Genomic DNA, 20946 nt, shown 5'->3' with positions numbered 1-20946 from the left:
CTACTCACGCCGCGGAGATGGCTTTGATGATCTGGGTGACGGCGTTGGCGTTCTCGATGTCGGCTTTGGGGTCGTGGTTCAGGGCCAGGTAGACGTCGTCCAGCGACGGCTCCGACATGCCGAGCTCGGTGACCATCACCCCGGCCCGGTCCAGCGCGCGAACCGCCAGGATCAGGTCCGTCGACGCCGCGGCGGGGGAGGAGATCTTGCGCCGGGTGACGTCGTGCGAGGGGTGCAGCCCGGCCCGTCTCAGCGCGTCCATCGCCACCGTGACGTCGCCGGGGTGGGCCAGCGTCAGCATGATCGTGCGGGTGCCGATGTCGCCCTTGAGCTCGTCGGCGGTGCCCGCGGCCACGATCCTGCCGGAGGCCAGCACGGTGATCCGGTCGGCCAGCCGGTCGGCCTCCTCAAGGTACTGCGTGGTCAGCAGCACCGTGGTGCCCTCGCGGACCAGCCGCTCGACGATCTCCCACAGGCTGTTGCGGCTGGACGGGTCCAGGCCCGTGGTCGGCTCGTCGAGGAAGATCACGTCCGGGTGGCCGACCAGGCTGGCGGCCAGGTCCAGCCGCCGCCGCATGCCGCCGGAGTAGGTCTGCGCCTTGCGCCCGCCCGCCGCGGTCAGGTCGAAGACCTCCAGCAGCTCCTCGGCCCGCTGCCGCGCCTCCCGCTTGCCCGCTCCGAGCAGCCGGGCGATCAGCACCAGGTTGTCCATCCCGGTGATCTGCTCGTCCACCGAGGCGAACTGCCCGGTCAGCCCGATCCGGCCGCGCACGTCGTGGCCGTGGGTGAGCACGTCGTAGCCCGCCACCCGCGCCGTGCCCGATGTCGGCGTGCTCAGCGTGGACAGGATGTTGACCAGGGTGGTCTTGCCCGCGCCGTTGTGGCCGAGCAGGCCCATCACCGTGCCCTTGGGCACCTGGAGGTCCACGCCGTCCAGCGCGGTCATCTTGGCGAACTTCTTGGTGATCCGGACGGCGTCGATCATCAGCTCGGTCATGCCGGCGGTCCTTCCTTCGTGCTGCCTGCTCCACGCAGGAAGAGGTCCACGAGTTCCTCGGGCGCTGCGGTCGTGCCGCCGAAGCGGCCGGCGAGGCGGTCGACGAAGACCAGGCCGATCAGGTAGCCGGTCGAGCGCTCCGCGCCCAGCCGCAGCGCCCGGTCGTGCGGTGCGAGCAGGGCCGACAGCGCCTCGCTGATCGGGCCGAGGTGGCGCATGGTGCCGTGCTCGTCGGTGTCCTCGCCGTCGTCCTGGCGGTAGCCGGATGCGGCCAGCCCCTGCATCAGCGAGCCGAGCCGGTCGACGTGCGCCCCGATCGCCCGCACCGCGTGCACCAGGGTCCGCTCCAGGTTGTCCGACACCGGGATCGCGGTGAGCTCCTCGGCGAGCGGGTCCGGCCGGAACGCGGCCTCCAGGCACGCGCCGATCAGCTCCTTCTTGTCGGAGAAGACCCGGAAGACGGTGCCCTCGGCGATGCCGGCCGCCCTGGCGATCTGGCTGGTCGTGACGTTGCCGCCGTGCTCGGCCAGCAGCGGCAGCGTCGCGCGCACGATCGAGTCCCTGCGGTCCTCGGGACTCATCGCGGGTGCGCGTCGGCGACGCTGGCTGGCGACCGGCATGCCCGGCAACTTATGAGTGAGTCCTCACTCAGTCAAGGCGAAGTCAAGGTTCTTAGCACGTGACCCCGACGGTGGCCCGGTCCAGGACGCCCTCGTCCGCCGGGTTGTCCCCATCGATCCCCGTTGTCCACAGATCCGTCCCGGCGCGCCCCGCGCCCGCCCCGCCCGGCCCACCCTGGAACGGCCAGCAGCACTCGACCGGAGGCGGAGATGAACGAAGCGAAGACGACGGTGATCGGCAACGTGGTCACCGACCCCGTGCGCCGCACGACGAGATCCGGCGCGAACGTCGTCGGGTTCCGCGTGGCCAGCACCCGGCGCAGGCTCGACAAGGCCACCGGCGAGTGGGTGGACGCCGACCAGCTGTTCCTGTCCGTGCAGTGCTGGGGCGAGCTCGGTGCCGGGGTGGCGCACTCGCTGCACAAGGGCGACCCGGTGATCGTCAGCGGCAGGCTGCGCACCAGGGAGTGGGAGGCCGACGGCCAGCGCAGGTCCGTGGTGGAGCTGGAGGCCGACGCGGTCGGACCGGACCTCGCGCGCAGCACGGCGAGGGTCCGGCGCGTGCGCCGCGGTGGCATCGTGGATCCTGATGGGCAAGGCCCGGCCGCGGACGGTGTGGTCGAACTCCGGGAGCCTGGGGACGTCGAGGTCCCCGAGGCGGCGGGATCCCTGTATCCCGTGTGATCCAGACTATGTCCGCGCACCACCCGGCCATGGCGCCGCCGTGGCGGGGTCGCGGGTCAATCAGGCACCGACAGGACGGATACGATCGCGGTTATGGCCGAGTACATCTACACCATGAAAAAGGTGCGCAAGGCACACGGGGACAAGGTCATCCTCGATGACGTCTACATCCAGTTCCTGCCTGGTGCCAAGATCGGCGTCGTCGGCCCGAACGGCGCCGGCAAGTCGAGCGTGCTGAAGATCATGGCCGGCCTGGATCAGCCCAACAACGGCGAGGCCTACCTCGCCCCGGGCTACACGGTCGGCATCCTCCAGCAGGAGCCGCCGCTGAACGAGGAGAAGACCGTCCTCGGCAACGTCGAGGAGGGCGTCGGCGAGATCAAGGTCAAGCTCGACCGCTTCAACGCGATCGCCGAGCAGATGGCCACCGACTACTCCGACGAGCTGATGGAGGAGATGGGCAAGCTCCAGGAGGAGCTGGACCACGCCGACGCGTGGGACCTGGACTCCCAGCTGGAGCAGGCGATGGACGCCCTGCGCTGCCCCCCGCCGGACTCGCCGGTCAACACGCTCTCCGGTGGTGAGCGCCGCCGTGTCGCGCTGTGCAAGCTGCTGCTGTCCAAGCCGGACCTGCTGCTGCTCGACGAGCCCACCAACCACCTGGACGCCGAGAGCGTGCTGTGGCTCGAACAGCACCTGGCCTCCTACGCGGGCGCCGTCCTCGCCGTCACCCACGACCGGTACTTCCTGGACAACGTCGCCGAGTGGATCCTGGAGCTCGACCGCGGCCGCACCCACCCCTACGAGGGCAACTACTCCACCTACCTGGAGAAGAAGGCCGAGCGGCTGGCGGTCGAGGGCAAGAAGGACGCCAAGCTGCGCAAGCGCCTCAAGGACGAGCTGGAGTGGGTCCGCTCCAACGCCAAGGCCAAGCAGACCAAGTCCCGCGCCCGCCTGGAGCGCTACGAGCAGATGGCCGCGGAGGCCGAGAAGACCAGGAAGCTGGACTTCGAGGAGATCCAGATCCCGCCGGGCCCGCGCCTGGGCAACGTCGTCGTCGAGGTCGACAACCTGGTCAAGGGCTTCGGCGACCGGGTGCTGATCGACGGCCTGTCGTTCAACCTGCCGCGCAACGGGATCGTCGGCGTGATCGGGCCCAACGGCGTCGGCAAGACCACGCTGTTCAAGACCATTGTCGGGCTGGAGAAGGCCGACGAGGGCGACGTGAAGGTCGGCGAGACGGTCAAGCTGTCCTACGTCGACCAGAACCGCGGCGGCATCGACCCGCAGAAGAACGTCTGGGAGGTCGTCTCGGGCGGCCTGGACTACATCCAGGTCGGCAACGTGGAGATGCCCTCGCGGGCCTACGTCGGCGCGTTCGGCTTCAAGGGCGCCGACCAGCAGAAGCCCGCGGGCGTGCTCTCCGGCGGTGAGCGCAACCGCCTCAACCTCGCGCTGACCCTGAAGCAGGGCGGAAACCTGATCCTGCTCGACGAGCCGACCAACGACCTCGACGTCGAGACCCTGGGCTCGCTGGAGAACGCGCTGGAGCAGTTCCCGGGCTGCGCCGTGGTCATCTCCCACGACCGGTGGTTCCTCGACCGCATCGCCACCCACATCCTCGCGTGGGAGGGCACCGACGAGGACCCGGCGAAGTGGTTCTGGTTCGAGGGCAACTTCGAGGGCTACGAGAAGAACAAGATCGACCGGCTCGGCGCGGAGGCGGCGCGCCCGCACCGCGTCACCCACCGCAAGCTCACCAGAGGCTGAGCGGGGACTGGGACCGTGGCGGCCGGTGGCACGAACCAGGGAAGCAGCGAAGCGGGGTTGCTGGTCACCTCCGCCTGGCGGCTTCGCTGGCGTGCGCCCGAACTGACCCTGGTGCTGGGCGAGCGAGCGGCAGAGCTCGCCCTCGCCCACGGGGACGAATGGGCCCGGCTGCGTGGCGAGATGCTCGCCCTGTTCGCGCTCAACCGGCTCGGACAGGGCGTCGCCGTCGCCGAACGCGCGATCGCCGCGATGGCGGCGGCGGAGGCGGTCGGCGAGGTGGAGCTCGGGTGGCGGGTGCGGATCGAGCTGGCCAACTCGGCCCGCGTGGTCGGCACACCGCTCACCGGCTTCGCCCTGCTCCGCCCGCTGCTGGAGGCCGGGGACGCCCCGTCCGGCCTGCGCGGCGCCGCCATGGTGCAGCTGGTGGACTGCCTCGCCCGGCTCGGCAGCGTGCCCGAGCTGACCGAGGCGCTCACCGAGGCCGACCAGCTCTACGAGCAGGACACCCAGCTCGAAGCCGACACCGTGGTGATCCTGCGGTCGCTGCTGCGCGCGGTGGCCGCGGGCAACCACCGCCGCTGGGGCGACCTGCCGGCGGCGGTGCACTCCGCCGAGGAGGGCATCGCGTTGCTCGGCGAGCTGTCCGATCCGGCGGCCGACAGCGGCTACGCCAGCGGAAGGCTTGTGCTGCAACAGGTCTGCGCGTTGTTCGACCTGAACCGGGGCACGGAGGCGGAGCGGGTCGCTCTGGAGTTCCTGGAGCGTCCGGTGCGGTCCCCGCTGGCCTCCAGCGTGGGCTGGCTCAAGCTGGCCCTCGCCACCCGGTTACACCTGCCGATCGGCAACCTGGAGACGGCGGCGGAGCTGCTGCGCGCCACCGCCCACCTCGCCAGGAGGCATCGCTCGGAACCCCTGCTCTCCCAGAGCCTGCAGTCGCTGGCCCACGTCTACGAACTCACCGGTGAGTTCACCGAGGCGCTCGGCTGCCTCCGGGACGCGCACGCCGCCGAGCGCCGCCGCCAGCGCGCGGTGCACGGCGTGCGGATGATGCTGATCGAGCGGCTGAGCACCATCCGGGTCCCCGGCCAGGACCACGGCGAGAGCGGCACCTCGCTGCGCGAGCAGGTCGCGGCCACCCTGCGCAGGGGCCGCATCCGCCGCGACGTGGGGCGCGGCTCCGCGGAGATCGACATGGACGTGGTCACCGGGCTGCTCAGCCAGAGCGGCTTCCGCCGCAGGCTGGACGCGGTGGTCAACGACGGCCAGGTCACCGACACGCACGCGCTGGTACTGCTCGACCTCGGCGGTCCGCAGCTCTCCGACGCCGAGTCCGGCCAGGAGGAGATGCTCAACTCCCTGGTGGAGCGCGTGCGCGGCAGCGTGCCCCATGAGGCGACGCTGGCCAGGGTCGACGGCGACGAGCTCGCCGTCCTGCTCCCGGGCACCACCCGCGACGAGGCGGAGCGCTGGGTGGCGCAGCTGCGCACGGCCATCGGCTTCCCGGTGACGGTCAACGCGGGCGTCGCGGAGCACCGGCCGGGTGGTCACCCCGAGGACCTGTTCACCCAGGCCGACCGCGCGCTGGCCGAGGCCAAACAACCCGCCCCCAGCCCGCTCCCCGACACCCGTCTCCCGGACAGCTCGCTCCCCGACACCCGTCTCCCGGACAGCTCGCTCCCGGACACCGCGTTCCCTGACGCCAGATTCCCGGACGCGAGATTCCCGGACGCCAGATTCCCGGACGCCAGATTCCCGGACACCGAGTTCCTGGACACCCCGCTGCTCGACGACCCCCTGCGCGACGCGTCCCCTCTGCCCGACTCGGCCCTCCCCGAGGCGACCCTGCCCGCCTCGCTCCTGCCCGAGTCGAGCCCGTACGAGGCCGACCGGCACGACGCTGTCCCGCACGACGCTGTCCCGCACGACGCTGTCCCGCACGACACAGCCCTGCCCGACACCGCATCGCACGACACAGACCTGCGCGAGACAGACCTGCGCGAGACCGCCTTACCCGACGCCGTCCCGCACGAGACAGCGTTCGACGACGCGGCGTTCGACGATGCGGTCGCGGCCGACCCGCTCCCGAGCGAGCCCGCCACCCCGGTCGTCTCGTTGCCCGGCTACGCGCTGCCGGAGGACTTCAGCTACCGGCTGGAGGAGTCACTGGAGGCCGGCCGCGGCGGCTCCTTCTGGCCCACCCTCGATCCCGCGGCCGAGGACGTCGAGGACGAGGACATCGAGCTGGAGGACGAGGTCCGCCACGCGCTCGGCGAGTCGCCGCGGCCCGCGTTCTTCGAAGCGCCCACCGTCGCGATCCCGGTGATCGCCGACGACGACCACCCCGAGCCCGAGACGTCGTACTCCGCGGCTGAGCTGGAGTCCTTCGCCCCGCGCGAGCCAGAGCCGGAGCCGCGGCCGGGCAACGGCGCGGAGTTCGAGTTCCCCGGCACGCTGCTGCCGTCGGTGGTCAGCTTCGCCGCGATGCCGGACCCCGACGTCGAGCACGAGGCCGAGCACCACGCCGTCGAGCCCGTGGACGCCGTCGACGAGGACCTGGTGGAGATCACAGAGGTCCGGCTGGAGTCGCACTCCGAGCAGGTCGCGGACCGGCGGTACCGGGACGACTGGTCGGATCCGGGACAGGACGAGCTGGAGCTCTCCCCGGTCGTCCTGCCCTCCTTCGCCGAGCCCGAGCCTGAGATCGAACCCGAGCCCGAGAGCCACGCCGAGCCCGAACCGGCCGCCGCCGCGGAGGACACCGCCGAACAGGCCCGTCGCGACTCGGTGGCGGAGCTGCTCGCCCAGGTCATGGCGATGTCCGAGGACAGCAAGGCCGAGAGCCTGCCGGTGGACCCCACCCCGGGCCTCCCGGAGGAGGGCACCGCCGAGCCCGCGGGCTGGACGGAGCCGGTGGAGTACGCCGACGACTCCTCGGCGTACGACCGCGTCGCCGCCCATGACTTCCTCTCCGAGCTGCACCAGACCGAGGCCGAGTTCGCCGCCGCGCCCGAACCGGAAGCCGCGCCCGAACCGGAACCGCCGGCTCTCGCCGAGTTCGAGTCCGAGCCCGAGTCCGAACCCGTGGCCCACCCGGAACCCGAGCCCGAGATCCACGCCGAGGCCGAACCGGAGCTGGAGGACGAGGACGAGCCGGAGGACGACCGCTTCGACGGCCCCAGCTTCTCCGTCGGGCTCCCGGTCTCGTCTTCGAAGGGACCCGAGGACGACCACTACGGCATCCCGGCGGCGCGCGCGGACTGGCCGCCGGTGCTGACTGCCCGTGACCTCGACCTGCCCGCGCGGCCACGAGCCGGGAAGCCGGAACCCGAGGCGGTCCCGGTCCAGGAGACGGCGGCTGCCCCCGAGCCGGTGACCATCCCCGAACCGGTGGCCGTCGCCGAGGCGCAGCCGGAGACAGCCGCGCCCGAAACCGTCGTTCCTGAAACCGTTGCGCCCGAAACCGTTGCGCCGCAACCACTCACGCCGGAGCCGGTCACTCGACCCGCGCCGCGCGGCTGGGCGCAGGGCTTCCCGGCGTGGCCCACGCCCGCTCCGCCGCCCTCGGTCCCGGCCGACACCGTTCCCGAGCCGCCGTCGACCCCGGACCTGCCCGAGCCCGAGAAGGAGCCCGAGCCCCCACGGCCGAGCCCCATCCCGGACGTGCCGGAACCGCAGCCGATCCCGGACGAGCCGGGCCCGGACGCGATCCCGTCGCCCCCGCCACCGGTGACACCCCCGCAGCCCGGGGCCGCGGACCAGGAGACCGAGGACCCGACGGCCGAGCACGCGACCGATGCGGCCCCCGCGCCGGAGCCGCCCCCCACGCCGTCCCTGCGCGTGGCCGCCCGTCGCAGGTCTCTCGCGGCGGAGTTCGCGAGCTGGGCCAGCAGCGAGGAGGCCACCGGTCACCCCACCGGCGGCCACGACAGCAGCGACCAGGGGAGCGGCGCTCCTGCCGTTCCGAGCACCGCGCCCGCTGAGCCGCCGCGCCCGGCCGCCGAAGCCCCCGCCGCGCCCGCGAACGCTCCGATGCCCCCGGCCGCACAGGACCGCCCGGCGCGCGAGAGCGCCCCGCACCCGGCGAACCACGTGACCAACCCCTCGTTGGCCGTCCAGCGGGTCGTGCAGCGCCGCACCCTCGACGAGGCCACCGGCGAACGTCCGGCGCGGCCTGAGCCGCCAGTGGAGGCAGATCAGCCGGAGCGTCGCGCAGCGGCTGCGAGCGCGGAGCAGGAGCAACCGGAGCAGGAGCAGCGCCCTCCCTCCGGAGGCCCCTCGTCCCGTCGTCGCAAGGGGGGAATCGGCCTCGCCGAGCTGCTCGCGGAGGCTCTGGTCGCCTACGAGAGCACCAAGCACGACGACCCGAACCACGCCTCGGTGCCGGACGCGCTCGCCCTGGACGGCATGCTCGACGGCGGGGAGCCGCGACGTCCGGCCAACGGTGCTCCGCCGACCACGGTGGTCCCGGCGCCCGACTCGGCGACGACGCTGATGCCCGCTCCCGGCCACTCCGAAGCGCTGCCCCTGCCCGGCAGGCCCACCACCGTCGTCCCCGCGCCGCCCGCGGCCACCGCGCCCAAGACCACCGCGCCCGAGACCACGGTCATGCCCGTGGGAGCCCAGCCGACGACGATGGTTCCCACACCCGGCGCCCGCACCACGGTCTTCCCCGGCGGGCCGCCCCGGAGCGACCAGCACACCACCGCCGCGCCCGTACCGCCCCAGGAGACGACCTTCCTGCGGCCGCCGGCGGGACCGGCCCCGGAGCCCTCCGCGGACCGGCCCACGGAGTACTGGGGCGAGTCCCCGGACGCCCCCAGGACGGCGCCGTACGTCACCTCCGGTCACCAGCCGGCCCCGCCGCCGGAGCACCAGCGGCGGCGGCCCCCGGTGAGCGGCGAACACCGCTCGTCCGGCTACGACACCGGCTGGCTGGCGCGGTCGCAGCGGACGCCGCTGTCCATGCCGTCGGCGCCGATGCTGCCCTCCGGGCTGTCCCCGCGGCCACCGGAGCCGGGCGAGTACGGGACCGGCGAGCACTGGGCGCCGTTCGGCGCCGCAACGGAGGCGCCGGGCCACGAAGATCCTTCTGCCCGGCACCGGCCGCCGCTGGAGCAGCCACCGGCCGCCGCACCGCGCCCACCGACCGCCGCATCGGCCCACACCGAATCCCGGCATGACGGTGATCACTCCAACGGCGAAGGGGTGGCCGGGCGTCCGCGACCGAGAGTGAGCCATTCCGCGCCTGACCAGCCGTGGACCCCGCCGGATCGTGGTCGCCCGATCGACTGACGGCGTGTCGCCCGGCGCGTCGAGACGGCCATCCGCCCGCTTCCCGGTTACTGCGTTCGGGGAGCTACCCTCGCGAGGTCCCGGCACACCGGCGTGCCGGAGAGCGCGTGGAGCATGCTGACAATGACTTCGACCGGAGAACCGTTGGGTACCGCAACCTCCCGTCCCGAGTCCACCCGCAACCCCGTCGACGACGTCCCGGGAAGTCCCGAGTCGGTCCGCGACGAGCTGCTCGACCGAGCGGTGCAAGCCGCTCCGGACCTCGCCGAGCTCCTCCGCCTCTACTACCGGCACGTCCCGGCGGAAGAGGTCGTCGAGGACGAGCCCGTCGACCTGGTCGGCGCGGTCCGTTCGCACTACCAGCTCGCCGAGAACCGGGTCCCCGGCCGCCCCGCGGTCCGCGCGCTGAACCCCGAACGCGCCCATGACGGCTGGGCCTGCCCGGCCACCGTGGTCCAGCTGGTGACCGACGACATGCCCTACCTCGTCGACTCGGTCGTCGCCGAGCTCACCCGCAGCGGCGCGCAGGTCCAGCGCGTGGTGCACCCGATCCTGGTGGTGCGCAGGGACGTGACCGGCACGCTGCTGGAGGTCCTCGACGACGCGGACCCCAGCTCCCCGCCCGCGGACGCGCTCGCCGAGTCCTGGATGCACCTCGAGGTCGACTACATCACCGACGCCGAGCGCGCGCGGGACCTTGAGCAGCGGCTGCTGTCGGTGCTCAACGACGTTCGCGAGGTCGTCGAGGACAGCGAGAAGATGGCGGGCACCGCCCTGGAGCTGGCCACGGAGCTGGAGACCGCGCCGCCGCCGCTGCCGAGCGAGGAGGTCGTCGACGGCGCCGGCCTGCTGCGCTGGCTGGCCGACGGCCACTTCACCTTCCTCGGTTACCGGCACTACGAGCTGGTCCGCGACGAGACCACCGGCAACGAGCCCGCGCTGCGCGCCGTGCTCGCCTCCGGCCTCGGCGTCCTGCGCCAGGACAGCCTGGCCGCGCGCAGCTTCACCGCGGGTCCGGACGCCGCCGCCCAGGCGCTGGCGAAGGAGCTGCTGGTGCTGACCCAGGCCAGCGCGCCGTCCACGGTGCACCGCTCGGTCTACCCGTACTACGTCGGCGTGAAGACCTTCGACGCCAACGGTGAGGTCAACGGCGAGCACCGCTTCCTCGGCGTGTTCACCACGACCGCGCTGCACGAGAACGTGCTGGACATCCCGGTGATGGAGCGCCGCGTCCGCGACGTGATCCACCGCGCCGGCTTCCCGCTGGCGTCCTACTCGGGCCAGCGGATGCTGGAGGTGATCCAGAACTACCCGCGCACCGAGCTGTTCTCCACCGACCCCGAGTCGCTGTTCCAGACCACCACCAAGGTGCTGGCCCTCGCCGAGCGCCGCAAGCTGCGGCTGTTCCTGCGCCGCGACCCCTACCGCCGCTTCTTCTCCTGCCTGGTCTACCTGCCGCGCGACCGCTACACCACGACCTCGCGGCTGGCCATGCAGGAAGTGCTGCTCGCCGAGCTCAACGGCACCGGCCTGGAGTACAGCGCCCGCATCGGCGAGTCGGCGCTGGCGCGCGTGCACTTCATGGTGCACACCGACCCGCAGAGCGACATCGAGCCGGACACCGCGAGCATCCAGAACCGCCTGTCCGAGGCCGCCCGCAGCTGGGACGACCTGATGGTGGACGCGGTGCTCGCCGAGCACTCCGCGGCCACCGCGGGCACGGAGTCCGCGACCGAGCTGGGCCAGCGCTACGCCACGATGTTCCCGGAGTCCTACAAGGAGGACTTCCCGGCCGTCGAGGGCCTGTCCGACCTGCGCAGGCTGCAGCGGCTGTCCGGGCCCGGCGACGCGGACATGTGCTTCTACGTGCCCGAGGACGCCGAGCCGGGGGAGCGCCGCTTCAAGCTCTACCTGGCCGGTCGCCGGATCACGCTGTCCCAGGTGCTGCCGGTGCTGCAGGGCATGGGCGTCGAGGTCGTCGACGAGCACCCCTACGAGGTCGTGCGCGACGACGGCACCCAGTGCTGGATCTTCGACTTCGGGCTGCGCCTGGAGCCGTCGGTGCTGGAGCAGATCGGCGCGGAGAACCTGGACGCGGTGCGCACCCGCTTCCAGGACGCCTTCGCCGCGGCGTGGCGGGGCGAGGCCGAGGTCGACCGGTTCAACTCGCTGGTGTTGCGCGCCGGGCTGGACTGGCAGCAGGCCGCGTTGCTGCGCGCCTACGCCAAGTACCTGCGCCAGGCCCGCACCCCCTACAGCCAGGACTACATCGAGGACGCGGTCCTCGCGCACACCGAGGTCATCGCGGCGCTGGTGCGGCTGTTCGAGGTCCGGTTCGACCCCAGACTCGCCGACGAGGGCCGCCGGGCGCAGACCGAGACGCTGGTCGCCGAGATCACCCGGATGATCGACGAGGTCACCAGCCTGGACGCGGACCGCATCCTGCGCAGCTACCTCACCCTGATCAACGCCACGTTGCGCACGAACTACTTCGTCCGCGATGACGCCAATGCCACCAAGCCGTACCTGGCGTTCAAGCTGGAGCCGACGGCGATCCCGGACCTGCCGGAGCCGCGCCCGGCGTTCGAGATCTTCGTGTACTCCCCGCGCATCGAGGGCGTGCACCTGCGCTTCGGGCCGGTCGCCCGCGGTGGTCTGCGCTGGTCCGACCGCCGCGAGGACTTCCGCACCGAGATCCTGGGCCTGGTCAAGGCGCAGGCGGTGAAGAACGCGGTGATCGTGCCGGTCGGCGCGAAGGGCGGCTTCGTGGTCAAGCGCCCGCCGACGCCCACCGGCGACCCGGGCCTGGACCGCGAGGCGTTCCTGGCCGAGGGCATCGCCTGCTACCGCATGTTCATCTCGGCGCTGCTGGACGTCACCGACAACCTCCAGGCCACCCCGGAGGGCAACGTCGTCGTCCCGGCGCCGCAGGTGGTGCGGCACGACGGCGACGACACCTACCTGGTGGTCGCGGCGGACAAGGGCACGGCGACCTTCTCCGACATCGCCAACGAGGTCGCGGCCAGCTACGGCTTCTGGATGGGCGACGCCTTCGCCTCCGGTGGCTCCATCGGCTACGACCACAAGGCCATGGGCATCACCGCGCGCGGCGCGTGGGAGAGCGTCAAGCGCGCCTTCCGCGAGCTCGGCACGGACACCCAGACCGAGGAGTTCACCGTCGTCGGCGTCGGCGACATGTCCGGTGACGTCTTCGGCAACGGCATGCTGCTCTCCCAGCACATCCGCCTCGTCGCCGCCTTCGACCACCGGCACGTCTTCATCGACCCGGCGCCGGACGCGGCGAGCGGCTTCGCCGAGCGCGCCCGGCTGTTCGCGCTGCCGCGCTCCTCGTGGGACGACTACGACCGCGCCCTGATCAGCGAGGGCGGCGGGATCTGGCCGCGCACCGCGAAGTCCATCCCGCTCACCCCGCAGGTGCGCGAGGTGCTTGGCATCGACGAGGGCGTGGAGAAGCTGTCGCCGGCCGAGCTGATCAAGGCGATCCTGCTGGCCCCGGTCGACCTGCTGTGGAACGGCGGCATCGGCACCTACGTCAAGGCCAGCACCGAGAGCCACGCCGAGGTCGGCGACAAGGCCAACGACGCGGTCCGGGTGGACGGCTCCGACCTGCGGGTCAAGGTCGTCGGCGAGGGCGGCAACCTGGGCCTGACCCAGCGCGGCCGGATCGAGTTCGCCAAGGCGGGCGGCAAGGTCAACACCGACGCGCTGGACAACTCCGCCGGGGTGGACTGCTCCGACCACGAGGTCAACATCAAGATCCTGCTGGACCGGCTGGTCGCCGACGCCAGGCTGGACGGCGCGCAGCGCGACGAGCTGCTGGTGGAGATGACCGACGAGGTCGCCGAGCTGGTGCTGACCGACAACTACCGGCAGAACGGGGTGCTCGGCGTGAGCCGCGCGCACGCCGTGCCGATGCTGTCGGTGCACTCGCGCCTGGTCACCGACCTGGAGAAGAACCGGGGGCTGGACCGCGCACTGGAGGCGCTGCCGACCCGCGGCCAGTTCAAGTCGATGGAGCAGGCGAACGAGGGCCTGACCTCCCCGGAGCTGGCCACGCTGCTGGCGCACGTCAAGCTCGCGCTCAAGGACGACGTGCTGGCCAGCGACCTGCCCGAGCTGGGCACGTTCGCGGCGAGGCTGCCGGAGTACTTCCCGACGCCGCTGCGCGAGCGCTTCGGCGACGCCATCCCCTCGCACCCGCTGCGCCGGGAGATCATCTCCACGCTGCTGGTCAACGAGGTCGTCGACGGCGGTGGCATCTCCTACGCCTTCCGCCTCGCCGAGGAGATGACGGCATCGGCCACCGACGCGGTGCGCGCCTTCGCCGTGGTGACCAAGGTCTACGACCTGCCGTCGCTGTGGCGGGAGATCGAGGCCCTGGACAACGTCATCCCGACCCACGTGGCCGACGACATGGTGCTGGAGTCGCGGCGCCTGCTCGACCGCGCGTCGCGGTGGCTGCTGTCCAACCGCCCGCAGCCGCTCGCGGTGGGCGCGGACATCACCCGGTTCCAGCGGGTGGTCGGCGACCTCGCGCCCAGGGCGATGGAGATGCTGCGCGGCCGGGAGCTGGAGACCGTCCAGGCTCACGCCGAGCGGCTGATGTCCTCCGGCGTGCCCAAGGAGCTGGCGTGCCGGGTGGCCTCGCTGCTCTACACCTACTGCCTGCTGGACGTGACCGAGGTCGCCGAGCTGGCCGAGCGCGAGGGCGGTCTGGTCCACGGTGGCGAGCACAGCCCGCGCCAGACGGCGGAGCTGTACTACGCGTTGTCCGAGCACCTCGACGTCGACCGGATGCTGGTCTCGGTGAGCGCGCTGGAGCGGGGCAACCGCTGGCACGCGCTGGCCAGGCTCGCGCTGCGCGACGACCTGTACTCGACGATGCGCGCCATCACGCTGGACGTGCTGCGCACCAGCGACCCCGACGACTCCGCGGACGAGAAGATCGCGAAGTGGGAGGAGGCCAACGCCTCCCGCCTCGCCCGGATGCGGGCCGCGATGCAGGACATCCGTGAGGCCGGTCGGCTCGACCTGCCTACGCTGTCGGTGGCGGCCCGTCAGGTCCGCAGCATCGTGAGATAAAGGGGAAGCACCAGCAGTGAGCCCGTTCGTGACCCATGTCCATCCACGCTGGGCGGACATGGACCTCAACCGCCACGTCAACCACGCGGTGATCGTGACGCTGATGGAGGAAGCGCGCGGGCACATGCTGTTCACGCACGCGTCGCCCTGGGCCGGGTTCGCCGACCCGGCCCGGGGCCTCGTCGTTGCGAAGCTGACCGTGGACTTCCGCGCCCCGCTGGACTGGACCGGCGGCCCGGTGCGGGTCCAGGTCGACATCAGCGACCTGCGGCCCGCGACGTTCGTCATGCGGCACACAGTCCACTGTGGACCTTCGGAGTCGGACAGGGTCGCCGCGGTCGGCGAGGTCCTGGTCGCCGGCTTCCACGTGGCGACGACCCGCGCGCGCCGGCTGGCCGAGGAAGAACGCGAGTTCCTGGAGAAGTACCTGGTGGAGGACGTCCATGCCTGAGCTGCTCATCTCCGACCGGGACGAGCGCGACGACCTCGGCGCCTTCGTGGCGCGCGCGGTCCGGCTGGACACCGGCGTCCTGGTCCGCATGCGCGTCCGGGAGAACGTCGAGGGTCAGCCGCTGCTGGACGCGTGGGCGTCGACGCCGTTCGACACCCTGGTCACCCGGACCGTCCGCGGCAGGGTGGAGCCGAGCGACCTGACGGTCAACGGCAACGAGCTGCTGGCCTCACTGGCGGTGGTGGGCGGCGAGCGCATCGACCCGGGCCCGCCGCAGGACATCATGTGGCGCTCGGCGCTGCCGCCCGCGACGGGCTGGCTCCTGGTCGACGACCTGCCCGCGGAGATGGTCTCCGACCTGGCCGACCAGGGCGTGGCGGTGGCCAAGGAGAACCCGGGGCCGCGGGGCACGCCGCCCGCCTCGCTGCTGGACCAGTCGGTCCTGACGGTCAGCGGTTCCGGTCTGGACGTGAAGATCCCGCTCCGCTGCCTGTTCGCGCTCTCCGGCATGGGGTTCCTCACCGGCCGCCAGGAGGGGGACGTCGTGCGGGTGACGGCAACGGACTCCTGGGTCCGCCTCGACGCCCGCTACGGCGCCGTGGTCCGCCGCCGCCACTCCCTGCTCCCCCTGCTGGTCTGACCACCCCTCGCCGCCTCGGCGGGCCTGGTCATGAACGGGCAACCCCACCCCAGCCGGCCGATGTGGGGCGGGCGGGGTGGGGTGCGGGGTGGATCAGGCCAGCCAGACGGCGGCGTTCGGGGGGAGCTCGCCGTCGGCGAGCGGGGCGCTGGCGAGGACCACCTCGCCCGGCGGGAGCGGGACCGGGGCGTCCGAGGTGTTCAGCGCGCAGATCAGGCCGCCGGACCTGCGGCGGAAGGCACAGCAGCCCTCCGGCGCGCCGTACCACTCGATCTCCTCGCCCGCGAAGCCCGGATGCGTCCTGCGCAGCTCGATGGCCTGGCGGTACAGCGAGAGCATCGAGCCTGGGTCCTCCAGCTGCGCCTCGACGGTCAGCGAACCCCAGTCCTGCGGCATCGGCAGCCAGGTCGTCTCGCCCGTGGTGAAGCCGAAAGTCGGCCCGTCACCTTCCCACGGCATCGGGACGCGGCAGCCGTCGCGGCCGCGCTCGGTGCGACCGGAGCGCTCCCACACCGGGTCCTGGAGCGCCCAGTCCGGCAGGTCCACGTTGGGCAGGCCGAGCTCTTCGCCGTTGTACAGGTAGACGACGCCCGGCAGCGCCAGCTCGACCAGGGCCATGGCCCGTGCCCGCGCCTGTCCCAGCTCGCCGTCGCCGTAGCGGGTGGCGTGCCGGACCACGTCGTGGTTGGACAGCGTCCAGGTCGGCAGCGCGCCCACGGTCCGCACCGCCGCGATGGAGTGGTCGATCGCCGAGCGCACCTGCTCCGCGTCGAACTCGGTCTCCACCAGGCGGAAGTTGAAGCCGAGGTGCAGCTCGTCCGGCCGGACGTAGGCGGCGAAGCGGTCGTCGCCCTTGACCCAGATCTCGCCGACCGCCATCCGGTCCGGGTACTCGTCGAGCACCTTGCGGATGCGGCGGTGGATCTCGTGCACCTCGTCGTTGTCGAAGCGCGGGTCGTTGTCGTTGTCGTGCAGCACCGCGGTGCCGCTGATGAAGCCGTCGCCGACATCCGGCAGGTCCGCGGACTTGGCCATGCCGTGCGCCACGTCGATGCGGAAGCCGTCCACGCCGCGGTCCAGCCAGAACCGCAGGGTGCGGTCCAGGTCCTCGGCCACCTCGGGGTTGGCCCAGTTCAGGTCCGGCTGCTCCGGGGCGAACAGGTGCAGGTACCACTGGCCGTCGGGCACCCGGGACCACGCCGGTCCGCCGAAGATGCTCGGCCAGTTGTTCGGCGGCTCCGAGCCGTCCGCGCCGCGCCCGTCACGGAAGACGTAGCGCTCCCGTTCCCGGCTGCCAGGGGCCGCGCGCAGCGCCTCCTGGAACCATTCGTGCTGGTCACTGCTGTGGTTGGGCACCAGGTCCACCGTGACCCGGATGCCGCGCGAGTGCGCGTCGGCGACCAGCCGGTCGAAGGCGGCCAGGTCGCCGAAGAGCGGGTCGACGTCCCTCGGGTCGGCCACGTCGTAGCCGTGGTCGGCCATGGGGGAGCGGTAGAACGGGGTCAGCCACAGGGCGTCGATGCCGAGCAGTTCGAGGTAGCCGAGGCGGGCCCTGATGCCCTCCAGGTCACCGACCCCGTCCCCGTTCGCGTCGGCGAAGGAACGGACGTAGACCTGGTAGAACACGGTGTTGTTCCACCAGAAGGTGCCCGGGGCGTCGGCGTGCTCGGTGTCGGGCGAGGAGCCGGGGGAAGGTCGCACGGGAGTTCATCCTGCCATCCGGCACCGACAACAACCGCCCGATGAGGGCGATCCGAGGCCCGTTCAGGGGTCAGACGGGGGAGTTCATCAGGCTGTTCGCCGCCATCTCCAGGTAATCCCAGAGCTGCTTGCGGTGCGCCTCGTCCAGCCCCGCCTCGTCGACCGCGATCCGCATGCAGCGCAGCCACGCGTCCCGTTCGAGGGGGCCGACCTTGAACGGCATGTGCCGCATCCGCAGCCGGGGGTGCCCACGCTGGTCGGAGTAGTCGTGCGGGCCGCCCCAGTACTGCATCAGGAACATCCGCATGCGGTCCTCGGCGGGACCGAGGTCCTCCTCCGGGTACAGCGGCCGCAGCAGCGGGTCGACGGCCACCTCGGCGTAGAAGCGGGCCACGAGCCGCCGGAAGGTCTCTTCGCCGCCCACGGCCTCGTAGAAAGTCTCGGGAGTGCCCACCCGTCCATCCTGACACGCCGCGTCCGGGCGGTACGAGGACCGCCCGGACAGCGACGCGGGTCAGGAGTCGGCGGCCGCGACCGGCTGGGCCTCGATGCCCGCCTCGTCCACCGCCGACTTGACCTTGGCCCGCAGCGCCCGCTGCACGGCCCACTGCCTGCTCGGCCGGACCTTCACGGTGACCCTGACGGTGATCGTCTCCGACGTGACCTTCTCCACACCGAGGACCTCGGGGGCCGCCAGCACGTCGTCGGCGAGCGGGGCGACCTGGGTGGCCGCCGCGGTCGTCTCGCCGATCAGCTCGATCGCCCTGTTGACGTCCACGGTGTAGGCCAGGGGCACGTCGACGACGGCGACCGCGAAGCCCTGGGTGGAGTTGCCGACCCGCATCACCGTGCCGTTGCGGACGTACCAGACGGTGCCGTTGCCGTCCCGCAGCGTGGTCACTCTCAGTCCGACCGACTCCACGGTGCCGCTGGCCTCACCGAGGTCGACGACGTCACCAACGCCGTACTGGTCCTCCAGCAGCATGAAGATGCCGGAGAGGAAGTCCTTCACCAGGTTCTGCGCGCCGAAACCGATCGCGACGCCGAGCACGCTCGCCGAGGCGAGGATCGGCGTGAGGTTGACCCCCAGCACGTCCAGCACCATCAGGAACGCCACGCCGTAGATCAGGATGGAGAACGCCGAGCGCAGCACCGAACCCATGGTCTGCGCCCGCTGCTTGCGCCGCTCGGACAGCAGCGGGCCGAGCGACTCCGGCGCCCGCTCCTTCAACGGCTGCAACAGCTTCGGCACCTTGCCGTCGCCGCCGCTGGTGAGCTTGCGGATCGCCCGGTGCACCAGGTACCTGGCGATGAAGGCGAGCAGGATGATCAGGATGATCTGACCCGCTCCCGCGAGCAGCCTCGGCCAGTTGTCCGCGACCCATGAGGCCGCCTGCTCCGGGTTCTGCACCGCCTCGGTCATCGTGTTCAGGTCTATCGGAAGCGACTGCACTTACCGACTCTCCAGGTCCAGTCCGGTGGCCGAAGCCAGGAACGCCAACTCGTCCGTGAGCAGGTCGACCATCCGGGACACCGAACGTGCCGAGTGGCCGACCTCAGTCTCACGGCGGAACACTATCGGGTGATCAACATCGGACCCGATGGTGGCGTGCTGAAGCGCTGCGCACATTTTCCTTGCGTGGCAAGGATCAACGCGGGTGTCCGACTCGAAGACGGTGAACAGCACCGACGGGTAGCGGACCCCCTCGCGCACGTGGTGGTACGGCGAGTAGGACAGCAGCCACGGCAGCTCCTCCGGGTTGTCCGCGCTGCCGTACTCGTCGTTCCAGGTGCGGCCGATGAGGAACTTCTCGTAGCGGACCATGTCCAGCAACGGGGCCGAGCAGACCACCGCGCGGTAGAGCTCCGGTCGCTGGGTGAGCGCCGCCCCGACCAGCAGGCCGCCGTTGGAACCGCCCATGATCGACAGTTGTTCCGAGGTGGTCCAGCCCGTCGCGACCAGGTGCTCGGCCGCCGCGTGCAGGTCGTCGAAGGTGTTCTGCTTGTTGGCCCGCATACCCGCCTGGTGCCACCCCTCGCCCTCCTCGCCGCCGCCGCGCAGCGAGGCGATGGCGTAGACGCCGCCCGCCTCCGCCCACGCCAGCGCCGCGGCGCGGTAGCCGGGCGAGGAGCTCAGCGAGAACCCGCCGTAGCCGTTGAGCAGGGTGGGCAGCGGGCGCTCCGGCCGCGCGTGCGGCGAGATGACGAACATCCGCACGGTGGTGCCGTCCTTGGAGGTGTAGGCGACCTGGCTGGTGTGCACTGCCGGTGCGGCGGCCGCGCCCGGGGCGGTCGCCTCCAGCACCATCTCCCCGGTGCTCAGCGAGTAGCGGTACACGCAGGGCGGGGTGACGAAGTCCGCCCAGCCCAGCCAGACGTCGTCGGGGTGCCCGGCGGTTTTGCTGTCCACAGTGGACACCGCGTGCACGGAACCCATGCCGGGCAAGGGGACCTGGCCGACCCGCTCGCCGGTGACTTCGTCGTGCAGGTAGAGCTCGGAGACCGCGTGCCTGGTCCGCAGCGCCAGCAGTCGCGCGGGCCGCTCCGCCGTCGCGGGCACCCGGTGCACGCCCTCCAGCACCGAGTCCGCGTCTTCGGCGATCAGCTCGGTCCAGTTCTCCCGCTGCGGGTGCTCCGGGTCGGCGACGCACAGCCGCCAGCGCGGCGCGTCCAACGTGGTCATCAGGTAGAGGCGGCCGTCGTCCTCCACCCACGCCGAGCAGTAGCCGCCGTCGGCGTCGCCGTCCACGATCTTGCGCAGCTCGCCGCCGCCGTGCAGGTCGGCGATCCACACCGACTGCTTCGGCGCGGTGCCCGGGGTGGCGTCCACGATCAGCCAGCGGCCGTCGTCGGAGACCCGCGTGCCGTAGTAGAAGGTCAGGTCAAGGCCGTCGCCGTGCAGCAGCGCGTCGGTCGAGGTGTCCGCGCCGACGCGGTGCCGCCACACCCTGCGGTGGAACACCTCCTCGCCCTCGGGGACCGCCTCCGGCGGCAGCCGCCGGACGTAGATCAGCTCCTCGCCGCCGGGCAGCCAGGTCATCGAGCTGAACCGCATCCGGTCGATCGGGCCGTCCAGCAGCTCGCCGGAGGCGACGTCGATGATGCTCAGCCGGGACTCCTCGTCGCCGCTGCTGGAGACCTTGTAGGCCAGCCGCGTGCCCTCCAGGCTCGGTGACCAGCCGTCCAGCGTGGTCAGCCCGGTCGGGTCCATCGCCGTGACGTCCAGCAGCACCCGCTCGGAGCCGTCGGCCTCGCGCACGTAGAGCACCGGGTGCTCCTGGTCGGGCTGCCGCCGGGTGAAGAACGCCCGGCCCGCGCGCCAGCGCGGTGCGCCGACCGACCCGGTCCGCATCAGCCGGTCCAGCCTGCCCGCGATCCTGTCCCGTCCCGGCAGCGCGGCCAGCTGGGCCTTGGCCAGCTCGTCCTGTGCGGCCGCCCACGTGGTGGTCCGCTCGTCCGCGGTGTCCTCAAGCCAGCGGTAGGGGTCGGCGACGAGATGGCCGTGCAGGTCCTCGACGAGGTCGAGGCGCTGCGCGTCGGGGTAGGAGTTCGGCAGGGCAGGAGGTCGCGAATCGGTCACGGCACCGACGATAGAGGCTCGCACCGACCACACCTCGCTGGTCGGTCCGGCCGGTGGCCGTGTCTCGGCTCATTGGCCGAGTCTTCACCGACACGTCATGAATCACAC

12 protein-coding genes are annotated in these 20946 nt (G+C 72.0%); 6 read left to right on the top strand and 6 right to left on the bottom strand.

What is annotated here, in order from left to right; all coding sequences use genetic code 11:
* Positions 1–4 precede the first annotated feature (4 nt).
* On the bottom strand, positions 5–997 hold the full coding sequence (locus ACFFQA_RS35945; protein WP_377862238.1) for an ATP-binding cassette domain-containing protein: 993 nt from the start codon (positions 995–997) through the stop codon (positions 5–7).
* Positions 994–1617 (bottom strand): TetR/AcrR family transcriptional regulator, encoded by a 624-nt coding sequence (locus tag ACFFQA_RS35940; protein ID WP_377862235.1) that lies wholly within the window; start codon positions 1615–1617, stop codon positions 994–996. Before ACFFQA_RS35940 ends, ACFFQA_RS35945 begins: the two co-directional genes overlap by 4 nt.
* 210 nt (positions 1618–1827) lie before the next feature.
* Between ACFFQA_RS35940 and ssb the strand changes: the two genes are divergently transcribed.
* The 6 genes from ssb (at position 1828) to ACFFQA_RS35910 (ending at position 15557) form a co-directional block, all read left to right on the top strand.
* Positions 1828–2301: a single-stranded DNA-binding protein gene (ssb, locus tag ACFFQA_RS35935; RefSeq protein ID WP_377862232.1), complete on the top strand. Its 474-nt coding sequence runs from the start codon at positions 1828–1830 to the stop codon at positions 2299–2301.
* Between the two features lie 93 nt (positions 2302–2394).
* Positions 2395–4071 (top strand): energy-dependent translational throttle protein EttA, encoded by a 1677-nt coding sequence (ettA, locus tag ACFFQA_RS35930; protein ID WP_377862229.1) that lies wholly within the window; start codon positions 2395–2397, stop codon positions 4069–4071.
* Between the two features lie 15 nt (positions 4072–4086).
* On the top strand, positions 4087–9363 hold the full coding sequence (locus ACFFQA_RS35925; protein ID WP_377862226.1) for a tetratricopeptide repeat-containing diguanylate cyclase: 5277 nt from the start codon (positions 4087–4089) through the stop codon (positions 9361–9363).
* A 123-nt stretch (positions 9364–9486) separates the two neighbouring features.
* Entirely contained in the window at positions 9487–14466 is a 4980-nt protein-coding gene (locus ACFFQA_RS35920) for an NAD-glutamate dehydrogenase (RefSeq protein ID WP_377862223.1), read from the top strand.
* Positions 14467–14482: 16 nt separating this feature from the next.
* Positions 14483–14917 carry an acyl-CoA thioesterase gene (locus ACFFQA_RS35915; protein WP_377862221.1) on the top strand — a complete coding sequence of 145 codons (435 nt, stop codon included), beginning with the start codon at positions 14483–14485 and terminating at the stop codon, positions 14915–14917.
* Positions 14910–15557 (top strand): DUF8185 domain-containing protein, encoded by a 648-nt coding sequence (locus ACFFQA_RS35910; protein WP_377862218.1) that lies wholly within the window; start codon positions 14910–14912, stop codon positions 15555–15557. The genes ACFFQA_RS35915 and ACFFQA_RS35910 overlap by 8 nt, the downstream gene beginning before the upstream one ends.
* Positions 15558–15650: 93 nt before the next feature.
* On the opposite strand, the gene ACFFQA_RS35905 is transcribed toward ACFFQA_RS35910, so the two are convergent.
* The 4 genes from ACFFQA_RS35905 to ACFFQA_RS35890 form a co-directional block, all read right to left on the bottom strand.
* Positions 15651–17258 (bottom strand): glycoside hydrolase family 13 protein, encoded by a 1608-nt coding sequence (locus tag ACFFQA_RS35905; RefSeq protein ID WP_377862215.1) that lies wholly within the window; start codon positions 17256–17258, stop codon positions 15651–15653.
* A gap of 70 nt (positions 17259–17328) precedes the next feature.
* Complete coding sequence (locus ACFFQA_RS35900; protein WP_377862212.1) at positions 17329–17712, bottom strand: globin; 384 nt, start codon at positions 17710–17712, stop codon at positions 17329–17331.
* Between the two features lie 60 nt (positions 17713–17772).
* Complete coding sequence (locus ACFFQA_RS35895; protein WP_377862209.1) at positions 17773–18681, bottom strand: mechanosensitive ion channel family protein; 909 nt, start codon at positions 18679–18681, stop codon at positions 17773–17775.
* A gap of 30 nt (positions 18682–18711) precedes the next feature.
* On the bottom strand, positions 18712–20838 hold the full coding sequence (locus ACFFQA_RS35890) for a prolyl oligopeptidase family serine peptidase (RefSeq protein WP_377862206.1): 2127 nt from the start codon (positions 20836–20838) through the stop codon (positions 18712–18714).
* Between the last annotated feature and the right edge of the window lie 108 nt (positions 20839–20946).

It is taken from the genome of Allokutzneria oryzae (assembly GCF_042429765.1).
GTDB classification, from domain to species: Bacteria; Actinomycetota; Actinomycetes; order Mycobacteriales; family Pseudonocardiaceae; genus Allokutzneria; species Allokutzneria oryzae.
Note: the sequence above shows the minus strand (reverse complement) of the source record. Positions and strands in the feature narration are given on the sequence as shown.